This is a genomic window from Brevibacillus brevis (assembly GCF_900637055.1).
GTDB lineage: Bacteria > Bacillota > Bacilli > Brevibacillales > Brevibacillaceae > Brevibacillus > Brevibacillus brevis.
The window spans coordinates 5,232,034-5,250,900 of the sequence record NZ_LR134338.1 but is presented as its reverse complement, the minus strand read 5'-3'; the positions used below and the strand labels follow the sequence as shown (position 1 = coordinate 5,250,900).

The following is an 18,867-nucleotide window of genomic DNA, read 5'->3' as shown; positions in this document are numbered from 1 at the left end:
CTACTTCTTATGAGGAAGTGCGGGCAACATTTTATGAGAGAGACCATTTCGATCCTGCTGCTCATGCTCATTGCCGTCCCGATTGCCGGGGAGCTCAAATTTCACCCGTTTCAAGATGATTTTCGCATCAGCTTTGGTACAACAGCTTTTTTCTTTTTTTTATTGTGGCTGCGTCCTTCTTTCTTGGCAGGGATAGTAACCGGGATAATTGTTGTTCTATTTCGAATAGTCTTAGACTTCTTGTATGGAGATGTCTTTTCGTTTCTGCCTTCCCTTCAGATGCACTTCCCCGCATTTTGCTATTATGCAACGTTTGCTTGTCTATTCTCGCTCTTTCGCGTTAATATGCTACATCATCGACCACTTTGGGTGGGGCTGTTGGGGACAGTCGCAGAAATAGCAGCGAATTTAGTAGAGCTATCCTTTCGTGCTGTGTCCTGGGAGGGTGTCTTTCACCTGGGGGTCGTAGGCCCGATTGCCGTCATTGCCTTGATACGCAGTTTTTTTGTCCTTAGTTTTTTCAATATGATTCAGCTGCGTCAGGCGAAATGGATGGAAAAGCAACAGCGCAATCGAAACGAGCAGATGTTGATGCTCATTTCCAATTTGTACGAGGAATCTGTTCATCTAAAAAAGACATTGCATCAGGTTGAGGAAATCACGCGCAACTGCTATGAGCTGTATCGCGAGATGAACGAGGTGGCACATAAAGATGGGACGAACAAGCGATACGCAAAGCGACTGCTGTCCCTTGCCGGACAAGTACATGAAGTGAAAAAGGACAATCAACGCATATATGCAGGCCTCTCCAAGCTGATTTCTGACGAGAATGAACGAGACTATATGCCACTGGGCGAATTGATAGCCATCATTGTTCAGGGGCAACGAAAGTACGCGAGACTGTTGGAGAAGGACATTCAGTTTGAAACGAATGTGGAGGTGCCGTATCTCGCTTGCCACATTTACACGACGCTCTCACTCATCAACAATCTGGTCGGCAACAGTGTCGAAGCCATACACGACCGGGGGATGGTATCGATCGTTGCTTCGATTGACGAGAGTCGGGAGTGGATTCATTTTTGTGTAACCGATGATGGGCCAGGCATTGTGGTGAAGGACAAGGAGCTCTTGTTCATGCCTGGATTTACTACCAAATACGACGTTTCTGGCAGGCCTTCCACGGGGATTGGGCTATCATACGTTAAGGAAGTGACAGACAGTCTCCAAGGAATGATTGATATAGCCGAGGACTCATGCGGACAAACGACACAATTTTGCATTCGCCTGCCAATCGCAACTCTGATTCAGAAAGGGTGACCTCATGCGCTACTTCATCGTGGACGACGATCCTGCGATTCGATTCATGCTCGGTCAAATGATTGAGGATGCTGATTTGGGAGAGGTATGTGGGGAAGCAGAGGATGGCTCACAAATTGACCACGATTTTTTGAATTGGAAGCAAGTAGACATCTTGTTGATTGATCTTTTGATGCCGAATCGTGATGGCATTGAAACAGTGCGCCAACTAAGGCGTTTTACAGGCAAAATTGTCATGATCTCGCAAATCGAAGCAAAGGAGATGATTGCTGAGGCGTATGCGACAGGGATCGAATACTACGTGACCAAACCGGTGAATCGCCTAGAGGTCATTAGTGTTCTGCAAAAGGTACGGGAACGCATATTGCTGCAGCAATCCATCGAGGGTATTCAGCGGTCGCTTTCCGTCTTGTCCGGCAGTATGAACGTGGCGGCAGCTCTTTCAAAAGAAGCATCGTATCCTGAAAAGGGCATCCTGTCTTCCGCACGGTTTCTCTTAACCGAACTGGGGATGATTAGCGAAAAAGGCAGCAAAGATTTACTCGACATGATGGAGTGGCTGTATCGCTGGGAGAAGGAAAGGGATGGAGAAGTGAATCTGCCTCCTTTACGCGATATTTTTTGGGCGATTGCTGACCGCAAGCTGGGGAAGGGAGTGACTGTCCTGATCCAAAAGGAAACGAAGGCCGCTGAGCAGCGGGTTCGCAGAGCCATCTATCAGGCATTAACCCATTTGGCTTCCCTCGGGCTGACCGATTACAGTAATCCCAAATTTGAGAGCTACGCGACCACATTCTTCGATTTTACAGAGGTGCGAAAACGCATGCTGGAGCTGGAGAATCAGATGGAAATGACGATCTCTTCTACTCGTATCAATACCAAAAAGTTTATTTTTGTACTCTATATGGAGTCAAAAAGGCGAATTGGTGTATTTCAGGGCTGACTTTTGGAGTGGGCATCCAAATGTGATAAGATATTTCTATTGGTCATGAGCGAGGGCTTCGATGAAAGCTGGTAAAAGCTTGGGATGTCTTTCGTTTTACATTTGTTTTGGGAGGGAAGTAAGTGAGCGAACTACGTAATCCATGGCAGCTCCTTTACCGAGTCTATCGTCATGTGCAACCTGTTCTGGAGCGAGAGTTTGCGGCCTGGTACAAAAGAGCACAGGCGATTCCCAATCCCGAGCTGAGAAAACAGGCACAAGACAGCATGAATTCTAAAAAGTTTCACTGCCAAGGGGGATGTGTTTATGCAGCACAGGTCATCCCGCATGTAGAGACAATTGTCCCGCTGATTGTCGCTTACCAAACGATCAGTGACTACTTGGATAATCTGTGTGATCGCAGCACGTCACTAGACCCGCAAGACTTCCGTCAGCTTCACGTGTCGATGCAGGATGCACTGACACCAGGTGCGCCCTTGCGAGACTATTATTTGTACCGCGAGGATAAGGATGACGGCGGCTTTTTGGCTGGGCTGGTTCAGACCTGTCAACAGCATGTCGCACAATTGCCAGCCTATGAAAAAATCCAGGCAAAGATACTCGAGTTTTCTTGTTTGTATAGCGATTTGCAAGTATACAAGCACATTGCTCCCCAGTTGCGCGAGGATCACTTGTTGACGTGGTGGGATCAGTACAAAGAACGCTATCACGATTTGCACTGGCAAGAATTTGCGGCTGTCACAGGCTCGACTATTGGGATATTCGCTCTTTTTTGCTTAGCAACTGATCCAGATGTAGGGGAAGAGCAAATTCAAACGGTAAGTGAAGCTTACTTTCCGTGGCTGTGCGGGTTACATATTTTATTAGACTATTTAATTGACCTGGAAGAAGATAAAATGGGTGGAGATTTAAACTTCGTGAGCTATTACGATTCGGAACGGATCGCGACTGAACGCTTGAAGCTTTTCATAAAACAAGCAAAGGCAAGCGTTAAACGCTTGCCAAATCCTGCATTTCACCGTATGATCGTGGACGGGCTAGTCGCGTTTTATCTCGCGGATCGCAAGGTAAACCGGAGCCAGCCACACATTTATACTATTGCTAGACAACTGCTGAAGCAGGCAAAGGGCTTGCCCTCTGTCCTGTTTTATGTGAACAGTTTGCTTGTACGGCGATAACGGAGAAGAGGTTAGCGCATATGCTTGCGCTTGTACGAAAAGCCAAATCCCATCAACGAGAAGGCAACAACGATACAGCCAAGGATACCGAGGGGGCTTTTTTCCCCAATGGCAATGCCAACTCCGATGAGACAGGCGGTTACCAAAAATGCCAAAGCCAGTGTTACCAATTGATAACGATTCATCGGTCTGTAACCTCCTATCTGTCAATGTTCCCATTATACCTTATTTTCCGCGAAAAGCATCCAGGTAAAGATTTCGGAAATCCCGGTAATATATTTGTGCGAAGTGGTGGAGAACGCAGATGGAAAGCATAATACAAATTAGAAAAGGGAATCGAGTGATAGAAGGTCATGTTACCTATGAAGAAGGGGACTTGATCGAAGCCGTATTTCCCAGCCCATTGGATGTCACAGTAGGGGATCAGATCCCTTGTCTATTGACGGCTGATTATGAAACGATCAATACGTTTGAAGCTGTAGTCGTGGCTAAAGACAAAAATCGCTTGTTTTTGTTCCACTCTCCAACAGCTATTGAGTTTCGGGAACAGCGCAGACGCTATCCCCGTTTCGACATGGAGGTAAAGGGCTGGATTCAGTATCCGACGCAGGAGCCAGACTCATTTTTTTCCGTCTATAGTCAAATGGTGTACTTGGTGAATTTGAGTCTGGGAGGCTTGGCATTCCGCTCAGACAAACAGATTCCTGCGGATCAGCAAATTGTCTTTTCCTTTGAATTGTATGGTCGCAATCGCCCGGATGGGGTAGTGAAAACTGACCTAGTTATCATTCATGAACGAATAGAGGGTCCGAACTATTTTTACGGCTGCACGATCAAAGGAATCAATGCTCGTCATTTTCACAATTTGCGAAAGTACATTTTGCATCGTCAAATTGAGGAACGAAGACAAGTGAAAATCGAGTAGGTCTTTTCGTAAATTGGTTCAATGGGGACCAATTTTTTTTTGCCTTTTTGGCTGGTGAGATTGGAGTGGCTGTAGGGGAGGGAAGAAGCGGATTTCCAGTCTACGCTTCGGCCTACGCCCTGCCGGGAGGCGGGGACTGTCCGCTTCCGAACAATTGGCGGGAGCGCTTCAAAAGTAGAGGTTCGAAGAAGGAATTCAAAGGTTGAAGCTGAAAACCCCCGCCAATTATTCTGAAGCTGAGTAGGGCTCCAGAGGCGCTTGGACTGGAAAGCCGCTTCTTCCTACGCGGCTTCAGTCAACATTTGAAAAGGCATAAAAGAGGAAAAAAGACAAAGAAAAACGTAAATACCTCTATGACTAACAAGCAAAAAGATATAAAAAAACTGGAAGCCCACCTCAGCTGTTCGGCTCTGGCACAACTGCTGGAGGGCATCCAAACAGTCTTTTTGCGCAGCGAAAAGAGGAACATAAGCGTGTACTAGAGAAAATTTGTCTAAAATGCTTCCTGATTCCTGCTGGACAAATCGCACAGGGAGGAAAACGTGAGATGTGGAAAAAATGGATGGTGTGTGTGCTTACCTTGATCTTGAGTATTCCGGTTGTGGCCTGCGAAGCGAATCCTGCAATGGAGTCGCAGCCAGCTCAACAGACTCTTCCATATCGGATGGAGGTATTGGCTGATCAATTGGATGTGCCTTGGGCGATGGATATAGCCTCAGATGGCCGGATCTTTTTCACAGAGCGACCAGGAAGAGTGCGAGTGATCCAGTCAGGCAAGCTGCTGCCGGAGCCGCTCATCTCATTTTCTGCCCCGTTCATAAGCGAGGGAGAAGGCGGGCTGTTGGGCCTTGTGCTCGATCCCGATTTTGTAAATAACCACTACTTGTACGTCTACCATACATACAGAGAGGGAGAGGCTACTTTCAATCGGGTTCTGCGACTGCGAGAAGCAAACCATACAGCGCAAATTGACAAGGTGCTCCTCGACAAAATCCCGGGAAGCTCGATCCACAATGGAGGACGGATCAAAATCGGTCCGGACCAGCGTCTCTATATTACGACAGGCGATGCGAATGAGCCGATGCTTTCGCAGGATCGGGCAAGTCTCGCTGGAAAAATTTTGCGCATCAATCTAGATGGAACCATTCCTGCCGACAATCCTTTTTCCGGCTCACCTGTATACAGCTACGGTCATCGCAATCCGCAAGGCATCGCATGGTATCCGGATACAGGGATACTCTACAGCTCGGAGCACGGCCAGACTGCACATGATGAGATCAATCGGATCGAGCCGGGCGCAAATTACGGCTGGCCGGTCATTTCAGGTGAACAGCAAAAAGAGGGGATGAAAACCCCCCTCCTGCAAAGCGGTGATACGACGTGGGCTCCTTCTGGCATGACGTTTGTATCCAAAGGGCCGTGGAAAGGACAAATGCTCGTAGCGAACCTCAGGGGCAAGCAGTTGCAGAAAATTAGCTTGGACCCTACAAAGCCCGATACAGTATTGGAGGCTGCCGCATTGTTCCCAGACGAGTTTGGACGACTGCGTGATGTCGTCGAAGGAAAAGACGGCACACTCTATTTGTTGACCAACAACCGCGATGGTCGTGGAAATCCGAGAGAAGGGGACGATAAAATTATCCGACTCGTTCCGATCCAGCCGTAGCGGTAGCAACAGCCACGTCTTTTATTCGATTCCCCCAAATCCAGCGGTGCAAGAGGACAGCGCCTCCGCCAATCGCAGCGATTAACATTCCGACCCATAAAAAAGCGGTGTTTGGACCCCAGATGGTCATAATGACGCCACCGAGCAACGGAGCAATAATGAAAGTGGCGCTCGTCAATGAATCGATAATTCCCCTCACGCGGCCCAGTGCTTGCGGGGGGCTTTCTTTTTGTACCAGATAATTCGCGCCGACCGTAGTAAGACCTGTTCCTAGCCCAGCCAATATCGCGGGAATCAGCAGCCAATACATGCCATCACCCGGCTGGAATAGTCCAATCCACGAAAAACTAATTCCGATGAGCAAGACGCCACCGCCCAGCACCCACCCATAGGAGCGAATCTCTTTTAAGCGATGTAGCCAGGTGACGGTGACAAGTGCACCTAATCCAATGACACTGACCGTAAACCCGAGCATTTCCGGATTGTCGGGCAGCTTCTCGCGGAAGATCACGGGAAACTGTGTATCCGCCAATTGAATCGCTAACGAGGTAACGGTTGCGAAAATCGTGCTGAACAACAGGACACGGTTTTGCAAAAAGATCCGCCAGCCCTCTTGCCAGGCTTGACGGTAAGGGAGGGGCTGCTCTTTTGCAAATGGACGAGACAATGTATTCTCCACTTTACGAATCGTGAACAGAAATCCAGTAGAGAGAAGGAAGGTCGAAGCATTAATCATCAGACAAATGGCGGGTGCAAAAACGGCCGCTACCAACCCTCCCGCAAGTGGACCGATCAATTTCCCCATCTGGTATACGGCTCCATTCAAGGCAGAGGCTTGCAACAATTGATTCTCAGGTACGATTTGACGTGTCAAGGTCTGCTGCGCTGGATCATTGAAGACAGAGGCACCTGAACGCAGAGCAATAACCACCAGGAACCAGAACGGAGTAGGCATGGCAAGCAGGAGCAGAGTGAGAGCAGCCTGAATGATATTCATGGTCATGATCATCCGAACCTTGTTCACGCGGTCTGCAAGCACCCCGGCAAACTGCCCGAGCAAAATGCTTGGAGCTGCATAGGCAACGGGCAGGAGGGCCATCGTCATCGGATCAACCTTCCATACAAACCCCAACAGGATGGATACCGCGATAAAATCAAACCAATCGCCAAGCGTAGACAGTCCGTAAGAGATGAACAGCGTGCGAAACGTTCTATTTTCTTTTAACAAAAAAATCCCTCCATCGATCTGTTATCTCGATGATAAAAGGGATTTGTCAGAGGAATATCAGATAGGGGTAGAGATGATAGCACGAATCTTTTTCTGCAAATAGTCGAACTGGTACTCTTCGGATAATTCCGTCCACATTTTCTGGTATTTGCGCTCCCATTCTGCATCGAAGCCGAAGTGCTTCAAGAACAACAAAATACTTTGTACAGCATAAATCAGGTGAGGGACGAACTTGGTGGCACGGACGACTTCGATGCCTTCGTCGACCACGCGGCGCGCTTTGGCAATCTCCTGTCGATGGTACAAACAAAGCCCGCGAGCAATGGTGAAGCTGCCGAGCTCACGCTGCATGGGGAGTGTCCGCAAGATGTCATTTGAGCGATGAATTACTTCCTCCGCCTCATCCACCTGACCCATTAGGAGATACAGGAAGGCTTCTTCCGCTTGAAGAAAGAGATGATAGCCGTTTGAATTTACTTTTTCGACAACCTCTCTTGCGGGTAACAACTGTTTTTTTGCTCGCTCCCATTGCTTCGCATGGGTGTATACGCCAACTGCATTGATTTTCATCTCATCCTGAAAAGTAGCAGGCATGCTTTCCAGATTTCTCATGGCCCATTCAAGCACGTCTATTGTTTTTTGTGAGTCCAATTGTGTCATATGGTACAAATGGAACCAATAAAACAGTTTGTCTGACTTAGGTGTAGCTTGATCCTCGATAAACCAGCTGAAGTCACCGACAACAAACCGCAAATAGGTAGCGTAAAAAGAATCCATCTGGAAGCCAAGCACTTGCTGATTCGCATAAAGCGTCTGCAAAGCGGCCCCCATACCCATGCCGTGGTAAGTGGTTAGCATCTTCTGGATGTTCTCGGAGAAATCGCTGTTCAATACCGTTGGACTAGGCGATTGCTGCTCTTTTAGCGTAAGCCGATAACCGACTCCTCGGACCGTATCAATCGTGAGCAGATGCGACCACTTTTGCAATTTTTTCCGCAAGCGGTAAATGTGATCGTCGATCGTACGGTCTGTCGGTTCTTCCATTGGCCAGACACGATCCAGCAGATCACTCCGTGAAAAGGCCCGGTTTTTCCATGTGTACAGAAAGTGAAACAAGGCGTATTCCTTTGGCAAAAGGACTATCGTTTCCCCAGCATAATGGATTTGATACGCATCATCCGACCATGTTATCAATCCCATTTGAAAGACTCCTCGTTTATATTGAACTTCTTCATCTTATTGTAAAGGGTGCCGCGGGATACGCCGAGTAGCTCGGCTGCTGCTTTTTTGTTGCCGTATGTGCGCTCCAACGCTGCCAGAATGCGCTCTTTTTCGTTCGCAGGTGGAGAAGTGTACGCAATCGACGGACGTATGATTGACGGCGGTGTCGGAGTTGGCTGCGCATACGTTCCCCCGATCTGCGTGAGCACAGAGACGTGTGTGGGTTCTGTGTGACTGCGAATGACAGACGGCAGATGCTCAGGCAAAATAACGCCGTTTTCTTGCAGGATCGACAGACGTTCAATGACGTTGCGAAGCTGTCGGATGTTCCCTGGCCAACTGTACTCGAACAACGCTTGCATGACCTCTGGAGAGATGCGTGGTACAGAGTGGTCATGGGCAACCGAATACTCATGAATGAAAATTTGCACGAGCTCTGGCAAATCCTCACGTCGTTCGCGCAGTGGCGGGATTTCCAGAGAAAAGACGTTCAGCCGATAATACAAGTCCTCGCGAAAACGACCGTCTGCAACCATTTGCTCCAGCTGTCTGTTTGTCGCCGCTACGATCCGTGTGTTAACGGTAATCGGCTCTGTTCCTCCTACACGGTAAAACTGCCGTTCCTGCAAGGCGCGAAGCAGCTTGACCTGTAATTCTAGCGGTAGCTCCCCAATTTCATCGAGAAAAAGTGTCCCACCATGCGCCAGCTCCAGCTTGCCAGGCTTGCCTTTTTTTTCGGCCCCGGTAAAAGCACCGCCTTGATAGCCAAACAGCTCACTTTCGAACAGAGCAGCAGGAATGGCACCACAGTTGATCGCAATAAAAGGCTTCTCATGTCGGCGACTTGCCTGATGAATCGCTTGGGCAAACAGCTCTTTCCCGACGCCGCTTTCACCATAAATCAGCACAGTCGCATCCGTCTGCGCGACTTTTTTTGCGGAACCAATAGCGGATTGTATGGAGGCGGAATGCCCCTTGATCGCGTAAAACGGATCGTCCGCTGCCTGAAACCGACTCATCTCTTGCTGCAAATTGTGGAGATGGGCCGTCGTATGTGCTAATTCTTCATTGAGACGAACCAGCTCCGTAATATCCTGTTCTATGGAAATCGCGCCGATAATCTCACCCTCGCGGCGAATCGGTGCTGCATTAATGAGTACATGACTGTCTGGACGAGGAATGTGATAGACACGTTGAACAGATGTTCCTTGGCGCAGCGCATCGAGCAGGCGGATCGATTCACTAGCGAAGTGCTCATCGAGGGAAGTTCCGACGACTTGGGCGCGATCGATTTCATAAATCGTTTCTGCTGCCCGATTCCAGTGTTGGACGACATTGCGTGAGTCCACGATGGTGACAGCCTCACTCATCGTATCCATCAAAGTACTGAGCAGTGCGGACTGGTTTTGGGTCAACACGACAAAGGCAGTCATGAGCTGGTATGGCTCGACCATTCCCGTCGCAGTCCCGGATTCATCCGCAATGACAAGTGTCGGCAGATCGGAAACGCTTGGTCCAGCGAGAATATGGCTGATGGATTGTTCGAGCGTGGTTGTAGGAGAAACGATGAAGACTCTGCCCTTTCGTTCCTTATCAACCCATTCACCTACGGTTTCACCTGTGCGTATTTTGACAATATCAGGTGGTATCGGAATCGCAAAGGAAGCGAGTGTACTATCCAGCGAAAATAACGGTTTCAAATCGTCACCTCTTATCCAAACTAACAGGAAAAGGTCTCGGCCCTGTTGTACATCTAATCAAAAGTGTACAAGAATAGACACGCTATGTACATATGTGTTGAAAATGTCGTTTAGACATCACGATAGCGCTTACGAGAACAAGTTGGCACGATTCATGCTAGTAGAAGTGGACAGAGTACGTTGAGGAGGAGACAGTCAACGATGGAACAAGCTATGAAGGATTTCTTTCTATTTTTATCCAAAAACAAAACCTTGAATTCTGCCGCGAAAAAGTGGGGTCTGCGCTTTGGAGCGAGCCGCTTTGTATCCGGTCAAACCATTGCAGAGGCAATCAGCGCCGTACGCAAGCTGAACCAGCAAGGCCTCGTGTGCACGCTGGATCATCTGGGCGAATTCGTGTTCAGTGTAGAGGAAGCAAACGAGTCTGCTGACTATTGCATCAAAACGCTGGAAGCGATTCACCAATCCGGTGTCGATTGCAATCTTTCGTTGAAAATGACTTCGCTCGGTCTGGACATCAGCCGTGAGCTTTGCATGAACAACATGAGACGCATTTTGGATTCGGCTAAGAAAAATGGAAACATTTTCGTTCGTATCGACATGGAGGACTACGCACACAATCTCGTGACCATGGAGATTTTGAACGAATTACTGCAAGAGTACGACAACGTAGGAACCGTTATTCAGGCGTATCTCTACAAAGCAGCGGACGACATCGACAGCCTGAAGGACAAAAAAGTGAACTTCCGTCTCGTAAAAGGAGCTTATAAAGAGTCTCCTGAAGTCGCTTACCCGAACAAGCCAGATGTGGATGAGAACTACAAAAAAATCATCAAGCAGCATCTGTTGAACGGCGGGTACGCTGCTGTGGCAACCCATGACGACAACATCATTGATTTTGTGAAAAAGCTGGAAAAGGAACACAACATCCCGCGTACACAGTTTGAATTCCAAATGTTGTATGGTATTCGCACGCAGTCCCAAATTGACTTGGCTCGCGAAGGCTATAAAATGCGTGTTTATGTACCATATGGAAACGACTGGTACGGCTATTTCATGCGCCGTCTGGCAGAAAGTCCGGCAAACGTAAAATTTGTTCTCAAAGGGATGTTTACGAAATAAGTTTTGCGAAGTATACTTGACACCTTCGGAGGATTCTCCGGAGGTTTTTATTTTATCTGGAAAGGTGAGAGTCTTGTGAATCGTTCGATTATTTCGCTTACTCCCCCGTATTCTTTTGACCGGTTGCTTCGGCGTCTTGAGACACATCCAGATACGCAGATACGTGTAAATAAAGAAAAAAATAGCCTAGAGCGCGTCTTTCGTATCGGCTTACGGCCTGTTCTGGTCCATATGCAATTTGTGGGCAGCTTGGAAGAACCCGCATTGCGCTACGAGACACAGGCGAATTTGTCTACGACAGACCAGCAGCTGCTAGAAAAAATGATCCGCCGTACTTTTAGTGCCGATTTGGATCTATCCGTTATTTACGAGCAGATGAGGGAGGAAAAGGAACTCGCCATCCTGACCGAGCGGTTTCGCGGTCTTCGTCTTATGCTGGATGCCGATTTGTTTCAATGCATGGTCAAGACGATTATCGGGCAGCAGATTAATCTGACCTTTGCAGCCAATTTGACCGAGAGGCTGGTTACACTGGCAGGTGAACCAGTAGAAAACCAAAACGGCGAGGGCATCATCGCTTTTCCGACACCTGATGCGGTAGCGAGATTGACAGTGGAGGATTTGCGTTCTCTGCAATTTAGTCAGCGAAAAGCAGAGTATATGATCGATTTCGCCCGTGCCATTGTGAATGAAACGGTAGATTTGGAAAGACTATGGACAATGAAGGACGAGGAAATCATTACTTGCCTCACTTCGCTGCGAGGAATTGGACGGTGGACAGTAGAGTGCCTGCTCATGTTTGGGATGGGGCGTCTAGATCTGTTGCCGGCTGCTGACATCGGATTGCGAAATGGAATTGTTCTCCTTTATGGTATGGAATCGAAACCAAATGAAAACGATATTCGCAAGCTAGGGGAAAAGTGGGCTCCATGGCGCAGTATCTACTGTTTGTATGTATGGGAAGCAGTGGGGGCGATCAAGAGAAAAGAAGTATTTGAACTGTAAAAACTTTCATTTTTAACAAAAGTTCAATAATTTTAAAAAATTAAAGGTTGAATAGTGAGTAAATTTTAAGTTATACTAATGAAAATTTTATTTTATTAAATAATATTGAGAGGATTCATATGAAAGAACTTTCCACGAAAGAAACAATAACAATTGGTTTGATGCTGTTTGCCCTATTCTTTGGAGCAGGGAACATGATTTTTCCGCCAGCGCTAGGACAAGCTGCAGGAGATAATGTTTGGATCGCGATGATCGGCTTTTTGATTACTGGTGTAGGTCTGCCTTTACTGGGAATCATTGCGGTAGGCTTGGCTGGAGGTAATTTGCAAACGATGGCGTCAAGAGTCCATCCGATATTTGCAGTCGTGTTCACCTTTGTTGTTTATCTGTCAATCGGACCATTCATGGCGATTCCGCGGACAGGTACAGTAACCTTTGAGATGGGCGTGTTGCCATATTTGCCTGAATCCATGAAAGGCAGTTGGGTACCCCTTTTTGTTACAACCATCGTCTATTTTGCCATCACGTTCTGGTTGAGTCTGAACCCGAGCAAGCTGGTGGATCGAATCGGTAAAATTTTGACACCTGCTCTCTTGATCATCATTGGTCTGATGTTTGCCAAATCACTCATTTCTCCTATGGGTGAGGTGGGACAGCCGACAGGCGCCTATCAGGATACAGCGTTTTTCAAAGGCTTTGTCGAAGGCTATCTGACGCTGGATGCTTTGGCTGCGATGGTGTTTGGTCTCGTAGTAACAACGGCCGTTCGGGATAGAGGCATCACTGATCGCAAAAAAGTGATGTGGTCCACAATCAAAGCCGCTTTCCTCGCTGCAATTGGACTCGGACTCGTATACCTTGCCCTCAGCTATTTGGGAGCGACCAGTGTATCGTTTGCGAAGTCGGAAAACGGCGGACAAATTTTGACGGGGGTCGTGCATCAACTGTTCGGTCCGTTAGGCTCGCTCTTGCTGGGAGCAGCGGTTACGCTTGCTTGCCTCACCACTTCTGTTGGGCTCGTCACAGCGTGCAGTCAGTTTTTCTCGAGTCGTATTCCTGGCATCTCCTACAAGAAAATGGCTGTGATCCTGTGTGTGTTCAGCGCTGCGGTAGCAAACGTAGGCTTGACGCAGCTGATTACCTTCTCCGTGCCTGTCTTGATGGCGATTTATCCGCTGGCGATTGTACTGATGCTGCTGACGTTTTGTGATCGATTGTTCAATGGACATCGTGCCGTATACGTAGGCGCGATCACGGCAACAGCTGTCATCAGTTTGTTGGATGGAGCGTCCCAGCTGGGATTGTCTATCGACTCGCTGACACCAATCTTGGAACAATTGCCACTGTACAAAGTAGGAATTGGATGGCTGGTGCCAGCCTTTGCAGGCGCACTGGTAGGGTTGTTGTGGGCTAGCCTCACACGCAGTGTCCCGATTGTAAGAGAAACGAAATAAAAAATAAGTGCGAGTGGGCTGTGGGTCCACTCGCTTTTTTCATTGTCGCAAACCATTTTGTCCTGCTTTTACCAGCTGGATAGGACTTCTATCCGTCCACAACACGGGTGAACTGTGTTACCATGGAAAAACGTAAATTGTCTGAACGGCATGCTACCTTTTATGTCGTTTTGAAAGAAGGGAGGTTATTGGCTATGTCCACGATGAAAGTCTTGGTTGCCGATGACGATCCAAACGTACGCGAAATTATTCGCCTTTATTTTGAAAAACAACAAATCGAGCTCATCGCAGCAGCAGATGGACGAGAAGCTCTTGAGATGATGGAAAAGGAACAGCCGGATGTGGTCATTCTCGATGTCATGATGCCGCAGGTGGACGGCTTTGAAGCATGCCGGGAAATCCGCAAGAAGTGGGATACGCCGATTATTATGCTGACGGCAAAGGATGAGGAGTTTGACCGTGTTCTCGGGTTGGAGCTCGGAGCGGATGATTACGTGACGAAGCCGTTTAGTCCACGCGAGATCGTTGCTCGTATCCGCGCGATTATGCGCAGACTGCAGCCAAAGCCAAAAGTGGAAGATGAAGCAGTGCTCCGTACCTTTGTTTTTGATCAATTGACGATCGATCTGGATAAACGGGAAGTGATCGTTGCCGGGGAAAAAGTGAGCTTTCGCCCGAAGGAGTTTGACTTGCTTGTTCAACTCGTCAAATCGCCGGGAAGTGTATGGTCGCGGGAGCAATTGCTGGAACAAGTGTGGGGCTTTGATTATTTTGGTGATGTTCGAACGATCGATGTTCATATTAAAAAGATCAGACAGCGTTTAGACAAGCTCCCTTATGAGTGCATTCAAACAGTTTGGGGGATCGGCTACAAGTTTGGGGTGGATAACTGATGCTAGGCTTGTCGAAAAGTATCTACCGCAGACTGCTGGTCAGCTTTTTGGCTACCGTTTTGGTGGGGCTGGGGATTACGGGTATCGTTCTCTCCTTTTTTACGAGAGAGTACATCTACAACGCCAAAGAAGAAGAGCTTTTACGGATGGCGAAAAAAGTGAATGCCGCAATCCATAACAGCGATGACGTAAACAAACGGCTCTTGGACAAGCTGGCGATGCTGGACGAGTCATTTGATACCCGCATCTGGTTATTTGATACGGAAGGAAAAATTGTCGCGACTTCGATGAAGGATGAGATGCTTACAGGCAAGTCTGTGGCAGTTTCTATCGCGGATAACGTGCTGAACGGAAAAAGCGCGGTAACCGAGCTGCAAATCGAAGGTCTGGATGACCCGATGTTGTCAGTCTCCGTCCCGTGGGGCGAGGGCGAAAACGTCTATGGCGGAATTATTTTGCATGCGCCGATTGAAGGAATTGAGAAAACCTTTGGTCAAATGCGTGAGTCGATTTTGTGGGCGACCTTGTTTGGGGTTCTTCTTTCTACGATCATGGTTTCGTATTTGTCATGGTCAATCTCCCGCCCATTGCGAACCATTGAGAGAACAGCGGCTGAAATTGGTCGCGGGAATTATGCAGAGCGCGTCCAGGTCGATACGTCTGACGAGATCAGCGACTTGGCGCAAACGATCAATACGATGGCACAGAAGCTGGAGAAGGTAGAGCAGGAGCGTCATCATCTGGAGCAAGTGCGCAATGATTTTTTGGCGAATGTCTCCCATGAATTGCGTACACCTCTTACCGCGATCCAAGGTTTTCTCGAGGCGTTGCAAGACGGCTTGGTAGAGGAAGAAGAGGCGCGACAAAAGTATTACGCTGTGATGTATACCGAAACGATGCAAGTGAATCGCTTGGTGGATGACCTAATGGACTTGATGAAGCTGGAGAACAACGAAGTAAATCTGGCCAAGTTCCCCGTCGATGTGGCAGATGTCATGAATCGGGTTGCTTTTTCCTTCCATCAAGAAGCAGAGGAAAAAGGGCTTCGCATGGGAGTAGAGGTAGAGGACGAGCTGCCAAGAATTTATGCCGACAAGGACAGGATCGCGCAAATTCTGAAAAATCTGGTGAAGAATGCACTCAAGTTTACGGCTACAGGTGAAATTCGCATGCGTGCTTCGCTGGAAGAGGAATACGTACAGATTCAAGTGATCGATACAGGGATGGGGATTGCAGCAGATGACCTGGACCGCATCTGGGAACGTTTTTTCAAAGTGGATCGGGGACGTTCCAAGAACAATAAAGGGACAGGGCTTGGACTCGCCATTGTAAAAGAGCTGGTAGAGCTGCACGATGGCAAATACAGAGTAGAGAGCACGCCTGGGAAGGGCAGCACTTTTACGATATGGCTTCCGAGGATTAAGCCGGAGAACTAAATCATGATCCGATCAAAATGATCATGGTCATACTTTTTTCATATTTTGATCATCGTTTTTTCCCACTTTCCTTACAGAATGGTTATCTTTGCCCGTTACGATATAGGTGTGACAGCGAGAAGGTCACGAAGCCAAGGAATGAAAGAAAGGGGAATGAACATGAACAAAAAATGGTTCTCCATTGCCACTGTCGCATTACTCCTGTCTGGCAGCTTGGTTGCCTGCTCTGACACAACAGGTACACCTGAACCGGCTACACAACCAGAGGGCACGACAAGCGAAACCGCACCGGGGTCCTCCACTTCTGATAGCGGACAATCGACCGATAGCTCGGTTTCGCAAGATCAGTCTACAACGGACGCTTCTACGGACAGCTCTGATGCATCGACGGGCACAGGATCGTCTACGGAAGCACCTGCGACAGATGCCAATTCTAATGCAGGTACCAGCACTGGATCGCCTGGTGCTGCGGGAACCGAAAGCAGCGGTTCCACTGAACAGTCTACAACGACTGACGCCAGCAAGAAGTAATCATTCACGAACTGGAAACACGTTCGTTTGAACTCCTCTACTTCCCTCCCGTTTTATATACCTTGATGACGGCTATAGGCCGTCTTTTTTTTGTTCTATTTCATGGTATCATTATCCAAAATCATACATATCGGGAGGGAGAAGCATGATCACATATCCAACGTTGAAAAAGGGCGCTACTATCGGTGTAACTGCGCCATCATCAGGTGTACCCGAGTATTTGCATGAACTAATCAGGCTGGCATGCAGTCGTATGGAGAGCAGGGGATATTCCATCGTTTGCAAAGATACTGTCTGGACACAGGAAAAAGCCAAGTCAGCTCCCGCCACAAACCGCGCAACCGAATTCAACTCCCTGATGCAAGATGAGAACGTCGATATCATCATCCCTCCCTGGGGTGGCGAGCTGCTGATTGAGATTTTAGACAAGCTTGATTTTCATGCCATGCAACCAAAATGGGTGTTAGGCTATTCAGATGTGAGTGTGCTGTTGCTCGCGATTACATTAAAAACAGGGATGGCTACGGCCCATGGGACGAATCTGGTAGATTTGCGCGGAGCAGATATGGATGAGACGACGGCCATGTGGGAAACGGTTCTGTCAACGCAAAGGGGCGAGTCGGTCTTGCAGTACTCTTCCCCGATGTATCAAAAGGAATGGCAGCATGCGAATCCTTCGCCGCATATCTTTCACCTGACGGAACCGACTGTATGGAAAACCACACAGACTACACCCCACGTAAATATGCAGGGACGGCTACTTGGCGGCTGTATCGATATCATTCGGCATGTGATCGGAACACCGTATGGGGATGTGCAAACATTTCAAAAAGAACAGATCGGGAATGAGGCGATCATCTGGTATTTGGAAAACTGTGAGCTTTCTGCGACTGATCTGCGCAGGTCATTGGTACAAATGAAGCTGGCCGGATGGTTCGATCATTGCGCGGGGATCATGTTTGGTCGCAGTCCAGCGAATCAGGCGGTCGAGGGCTATACCGTGGAAGACGTCTATCAGGAGCTGGCTGCTGAGCTGCAAGTCCCTGTCCTATACGATGTAGATTGTGGGCATATGCCGCCACAGATCACGTTTATTAATGGAGCGTTTGCTGAAGTGGAGCTGTCTTTTGGAAAAGGAAGCGTCCGCCAATATTTTCGTCCATAAGTATAAAAAAACGAGGGCTTCCCAATGAATGGGAAAGTCCTCGTAGCATGTAAGCATACATAATTTTTAGCCTTGCTTCTCGTTGTAATGGGGTAGAGGATGTTCCTCCGTCGATTCACGTGTACGCAGAGTGGACAAGGCGACACCGAGGAAAATAAATGCACCGCCTGCGAAAAAGCCGACACTCAAATGCTCATGTAGCAACAGCCAGCCTAAAAATGCACCGACTATGGGCTGAACAAAAAAGAACCCGGCCCCACTCCCTGCGGGCATCAGCTCGAAGCCTTTATTCCACAAATAAAAAGCACCTGCGGTAGAAATCATCCCGATATAGAGGACGCCTGCCCAGATGTCCCAACCAAATTGCCAGGAGACAGGCGTGACAGACAGCTCCCAGAACATGAGCGGACTCGTAAAGATAATGCCAAACAATGCTACGTAGGTAGTGACGAGCAGAGACGAATAGCGCTGCGTTGCTTTTTTGCTGAGAACGGTATACAATCCCCAGCTAATCGCTGCTACGAACAAAATCAGGTTGCCTGCCAGGGAAGACTGGGCGTCAGCTTGATCTGGAACACCGATGACGATGATGACACCAATCGTCGCTAACAAAATACCCGCTGCCTGCTTCAGATGGATGCGCTCCTTTAATAGCCAGACCGCAAAAATGGCAATAAAGGCAGGAGATGCGGAGGTAATCAATGCACCCATGTGGGCAGTAGACAGCTTGGTACCAAGAAATTGCGCAGCGATTGAGATTGTGACCCCGACGAAGGCGATGGCCATCAGCAGAGGATAATCTTTTTTCGCGACACGCTCCTTACGAGCAACGGTAAATGCTCCCAACACGACGAGAGCAATGCAAAAGCGCAAAATCAATAGCGTAAACGGTGGAATCACTTCCAACACGACCTTGCTGACGACATAAACACCGCCCCAGATCGCTGCGGCGAGAGTCAGGCAGACAGCACCTAAAAACATTTGCTTCCATTGTGATTGTGACATAACAAGTCCCTCCCGGAATCATGAATCAATCATTCGAGCGTTATTCCGTAGCCGGGAGGCAGTAAGAAAACCGCTTCC

Annotated in this window: 17 protein-coding genes; 12 read left to right on the top strand and 5 right to left on the bottom strand. The window is 48.3% G+C overall.

The genetic code is table 11. From position 1 onward, the window contains the following. Nucleotides 1-33: 33 nt before the first annotated feature. From EL268_RS25485 to EL268_RS25475, 3 genes are all read left to right on the top strand, one after another. Complete coding sequence (locus tag EL268_RS25485; protein WP_106654170.1) at nt 34-1,317, top strand: sensor histidine kinase; 1,284 nt, start codon at nt 34-36, stop codon at nt 1,315-1,317. A 4-nt stretch (nt 1,318-1,321) separates the two neighbouring features. Next, nucleotides 1,322-2,260 carry a response regulator gene (locus EL268_RS25480; protein ID WP_106654171.1) on the top strand — a complete coding sequence of 313 codons (939 nt, stop codon included), beginning with the start codon at nt 1,322-1,324 and terminating at the stop codon, nt 2,258-2,260. A gap of 122 nt (nt 2,261-2,382) precedes the next feature. Continuing rightward, nucleotides 2,383-3,438, top strand: a complete 1,056-nt coding sequence (locus EL268_RS25475) for a tetraprenyl-beta-curcumene synthase family protein (RefSeq protein WP_047073536.1) — start codon at nt 2,383-2,385, stop codon at nt 3,436-3,438. Between the two features lie 11 nt (nt 3,439-3,449). On the opposite strand, the gene EL268_RS32975 is transcribed toward EL268_RS25475, so the two are convergent. Beyond that, nucleotides 3,450-3,623 carry a YlaF family protein gene (locus EL268_RS32975; protein ID WP_007722723.1) on the bottom strand — a complete coding sequence of 58 codons (174 nt, stop codon included), beginning with the start codon at nt 3,621-3,623 and terminating at the stop codon, nt 3,450-3,452. 119 nt (nt 3,624-3,742) lie between these two features. On the opposite strand from EL268_RS32975, the gene EL268_RS25470 reads away from it, so the two are divergent. Both EL268_RS25470 and EL268_RS25465 read left to right on the top strand, forming a co-directional pair. Further along, nucleotides 3,743-4,363, top strand: a complete 621-nt coding sequence (locus EL268_RS25470) for a PilZ domain-containing protein (RefSeq protein WP_106654172.1) — start codon at nt 3,743-3,745, stop codon at nt 4,361-4,363. Between the two features lie 547 nt (nt 4,364-4,910). Then, nucleotides 4,911-6,029: a PQQ-dependent sugar dehydrogenase gene (locus EL268_RS25465; protein ID WP_106654173.1), complete on the top strand. Its 1,119-nt coding sequence runs from the start codon at nt 4,911-4,913 to the stop codon at nt 6,027-6,029. Here the strand turns inward: EL268_RS25465 and EL268_RS25460 are convergent. Genes EL268_RS25460 through EL268_RS25450 form a run of 3 tightly spaced genes read right to left on the bottom strand, consistent with a single transcriptional unit; the run spans nt 6,001 to nt 10,178 of the window. After that, the gene (locus EL268_RS25460; protein WP_106654174.1) at nt 6,001-7,257 is read right to left on the bottom strand and encodes an MFS transporter; all 1,257 of its coding nucleotides are present in this window, start codon (nt 7,255-7,257) and stop codon (nt 6,001-6,003) included. The genes EL268_RS25465 and EL268_RS25460 overlap by 29 nt on opposite strands. Before the next feature lie 57 nt (nt 7,258-7,314). Beyond that, nucleotides 7,315-8,457 (bottom strand): winged helix-turn-helix domain-containing protein, encoded by a 1,143-nt coding sequence (locus EL268_RS25455; RefSeq protein WP_106654175.1) that lies wholly within the window; start codon nt 8,455-8,457, stop codon nt 7,315-7,317. Beyond that, nucleotides 8,448-10,178, bottom strand: coding sequence for a sigma-54 interaction domain-containing protein (locus EL268_RS25450; protein ID WP_106654176.1), 1,731 nt, complete (start codon nt 10,176-10,178; stop codon nt 8,448-8,450). The genes EL268_RS25455 and EL268_RS25450 overlap by 10 nt, the downstream gene beginning before the upstream one ends. 201 nt (nt 10,179-10,379) lie before the next feature. On the opposite strand from EL268_RS25450, the gene EL268_RS25445 reads away from it, so the two are divergent. The 7 genes from EL268_RS25445 to EL268_RS25415 all read left to right on the top strand — a co-directional run bounded on the left by EL268_RS25445 (nt 10,380) and on the right by EL268_RS25415 (nt 17,784). Then, a complete protein-coding gene (locus tag EL268_RS25445; RefSeq protein ID WP_106654177.1) occupies nt 10,380-11,300 on the top strand; it encodes a proline dehydrogenase family protein in 921 nt (306 codons plus the stop codon). A gap of 75 nt (nt 11,301-11,375) precedes the next feature. Further along, entirely contained in the window at nt 11,376-12,305 is a 930-nt protein-coding gene (locus EL268_RS25440) for a DNA-3-methyladenine glycosylase family protein (protein WP_106654178.1), read from the top strand. A gap of 119 nt (nt 12,306-12,424) precedes the next feature. Beyond that, the gene (gene brnQ, locus EL268_RS25435; protein ID WP_106654179.1) at nt 12,425-13,759 is read left to right on the top strand and encodes a branched-chain amino acid transport system II carrier protein; all 1,335 of its coding nucleotides are present in this window, start codon (nt 12,425-12,427) and stop codon (nt 13,757-13,759) included. 194 nt (nt 13,760-13,953) lie between these two features. Beyond that, on the top strand, nt 13,954-14,652 hold the full coding sequence (locus EL268_RS25430; protein ID WP_106654180.1) for a response regulator transcription factor: 699 nt from the start codon (nt 13,954-13,956) through the stop codon (nt 14,650-14,652). Then, entirely contained in the window at nt 14,652-16,088 is a 1,437-nt protein-coding gene (locus EL268_RS25425) for a sensor histidine kinase (protein ID WP_106654181.1), read from the top strand. Before EL268_RS25430 ends, EL268_RS25425 begins: the two co-directional genes overlap by 1 nt. A gap of 159 nt (nt 16,089-16,247) precedes the next feature. Beyond that, nucleotides 16,248-16,619 (top strand): hypothetical protein, encoded by a 372-nt coding sequence (locus EL268_RS25420; protein WP_106654182.1) that lies wholly within the window; start codon nt 16,248-16,250, stop codon nt 16,617-16,619. A gap of 145 nt (nt 16,620-16,764) precedes the next feature. Then, nucleotides 16,765-17,784 carry a S66 family peptidase gene (locus tag EL268_RS25415; RefSeq protein ID WP_106654183.1) on the top strand — a complete coding sequence of 340 codons (1,020 nt, stop codon included), beginning with the start codon at nt 16,765-16,767 and terminating at the stop codon, nt 17,782-17,784. 66 nt (nt 17,785-17,850) lie between these two features. On the opposite strand, the gene EL268_RS25410 is transcribed toward EL268_RS25415, so the two are convergent. Further along, nucleotides 17,851-18,789, bottom strand: a complete 939-nt coding sequence (locus tag EL268_RS25410) for a DMT family transporter (RefSeq protein ID WP_106654184.1) — start codon at nt 18,787-18,789, stop codon at nt 17,851-17,853. Between the last annotated feature and the right edge of the window lie 78 nt (nt 18,790-18,867).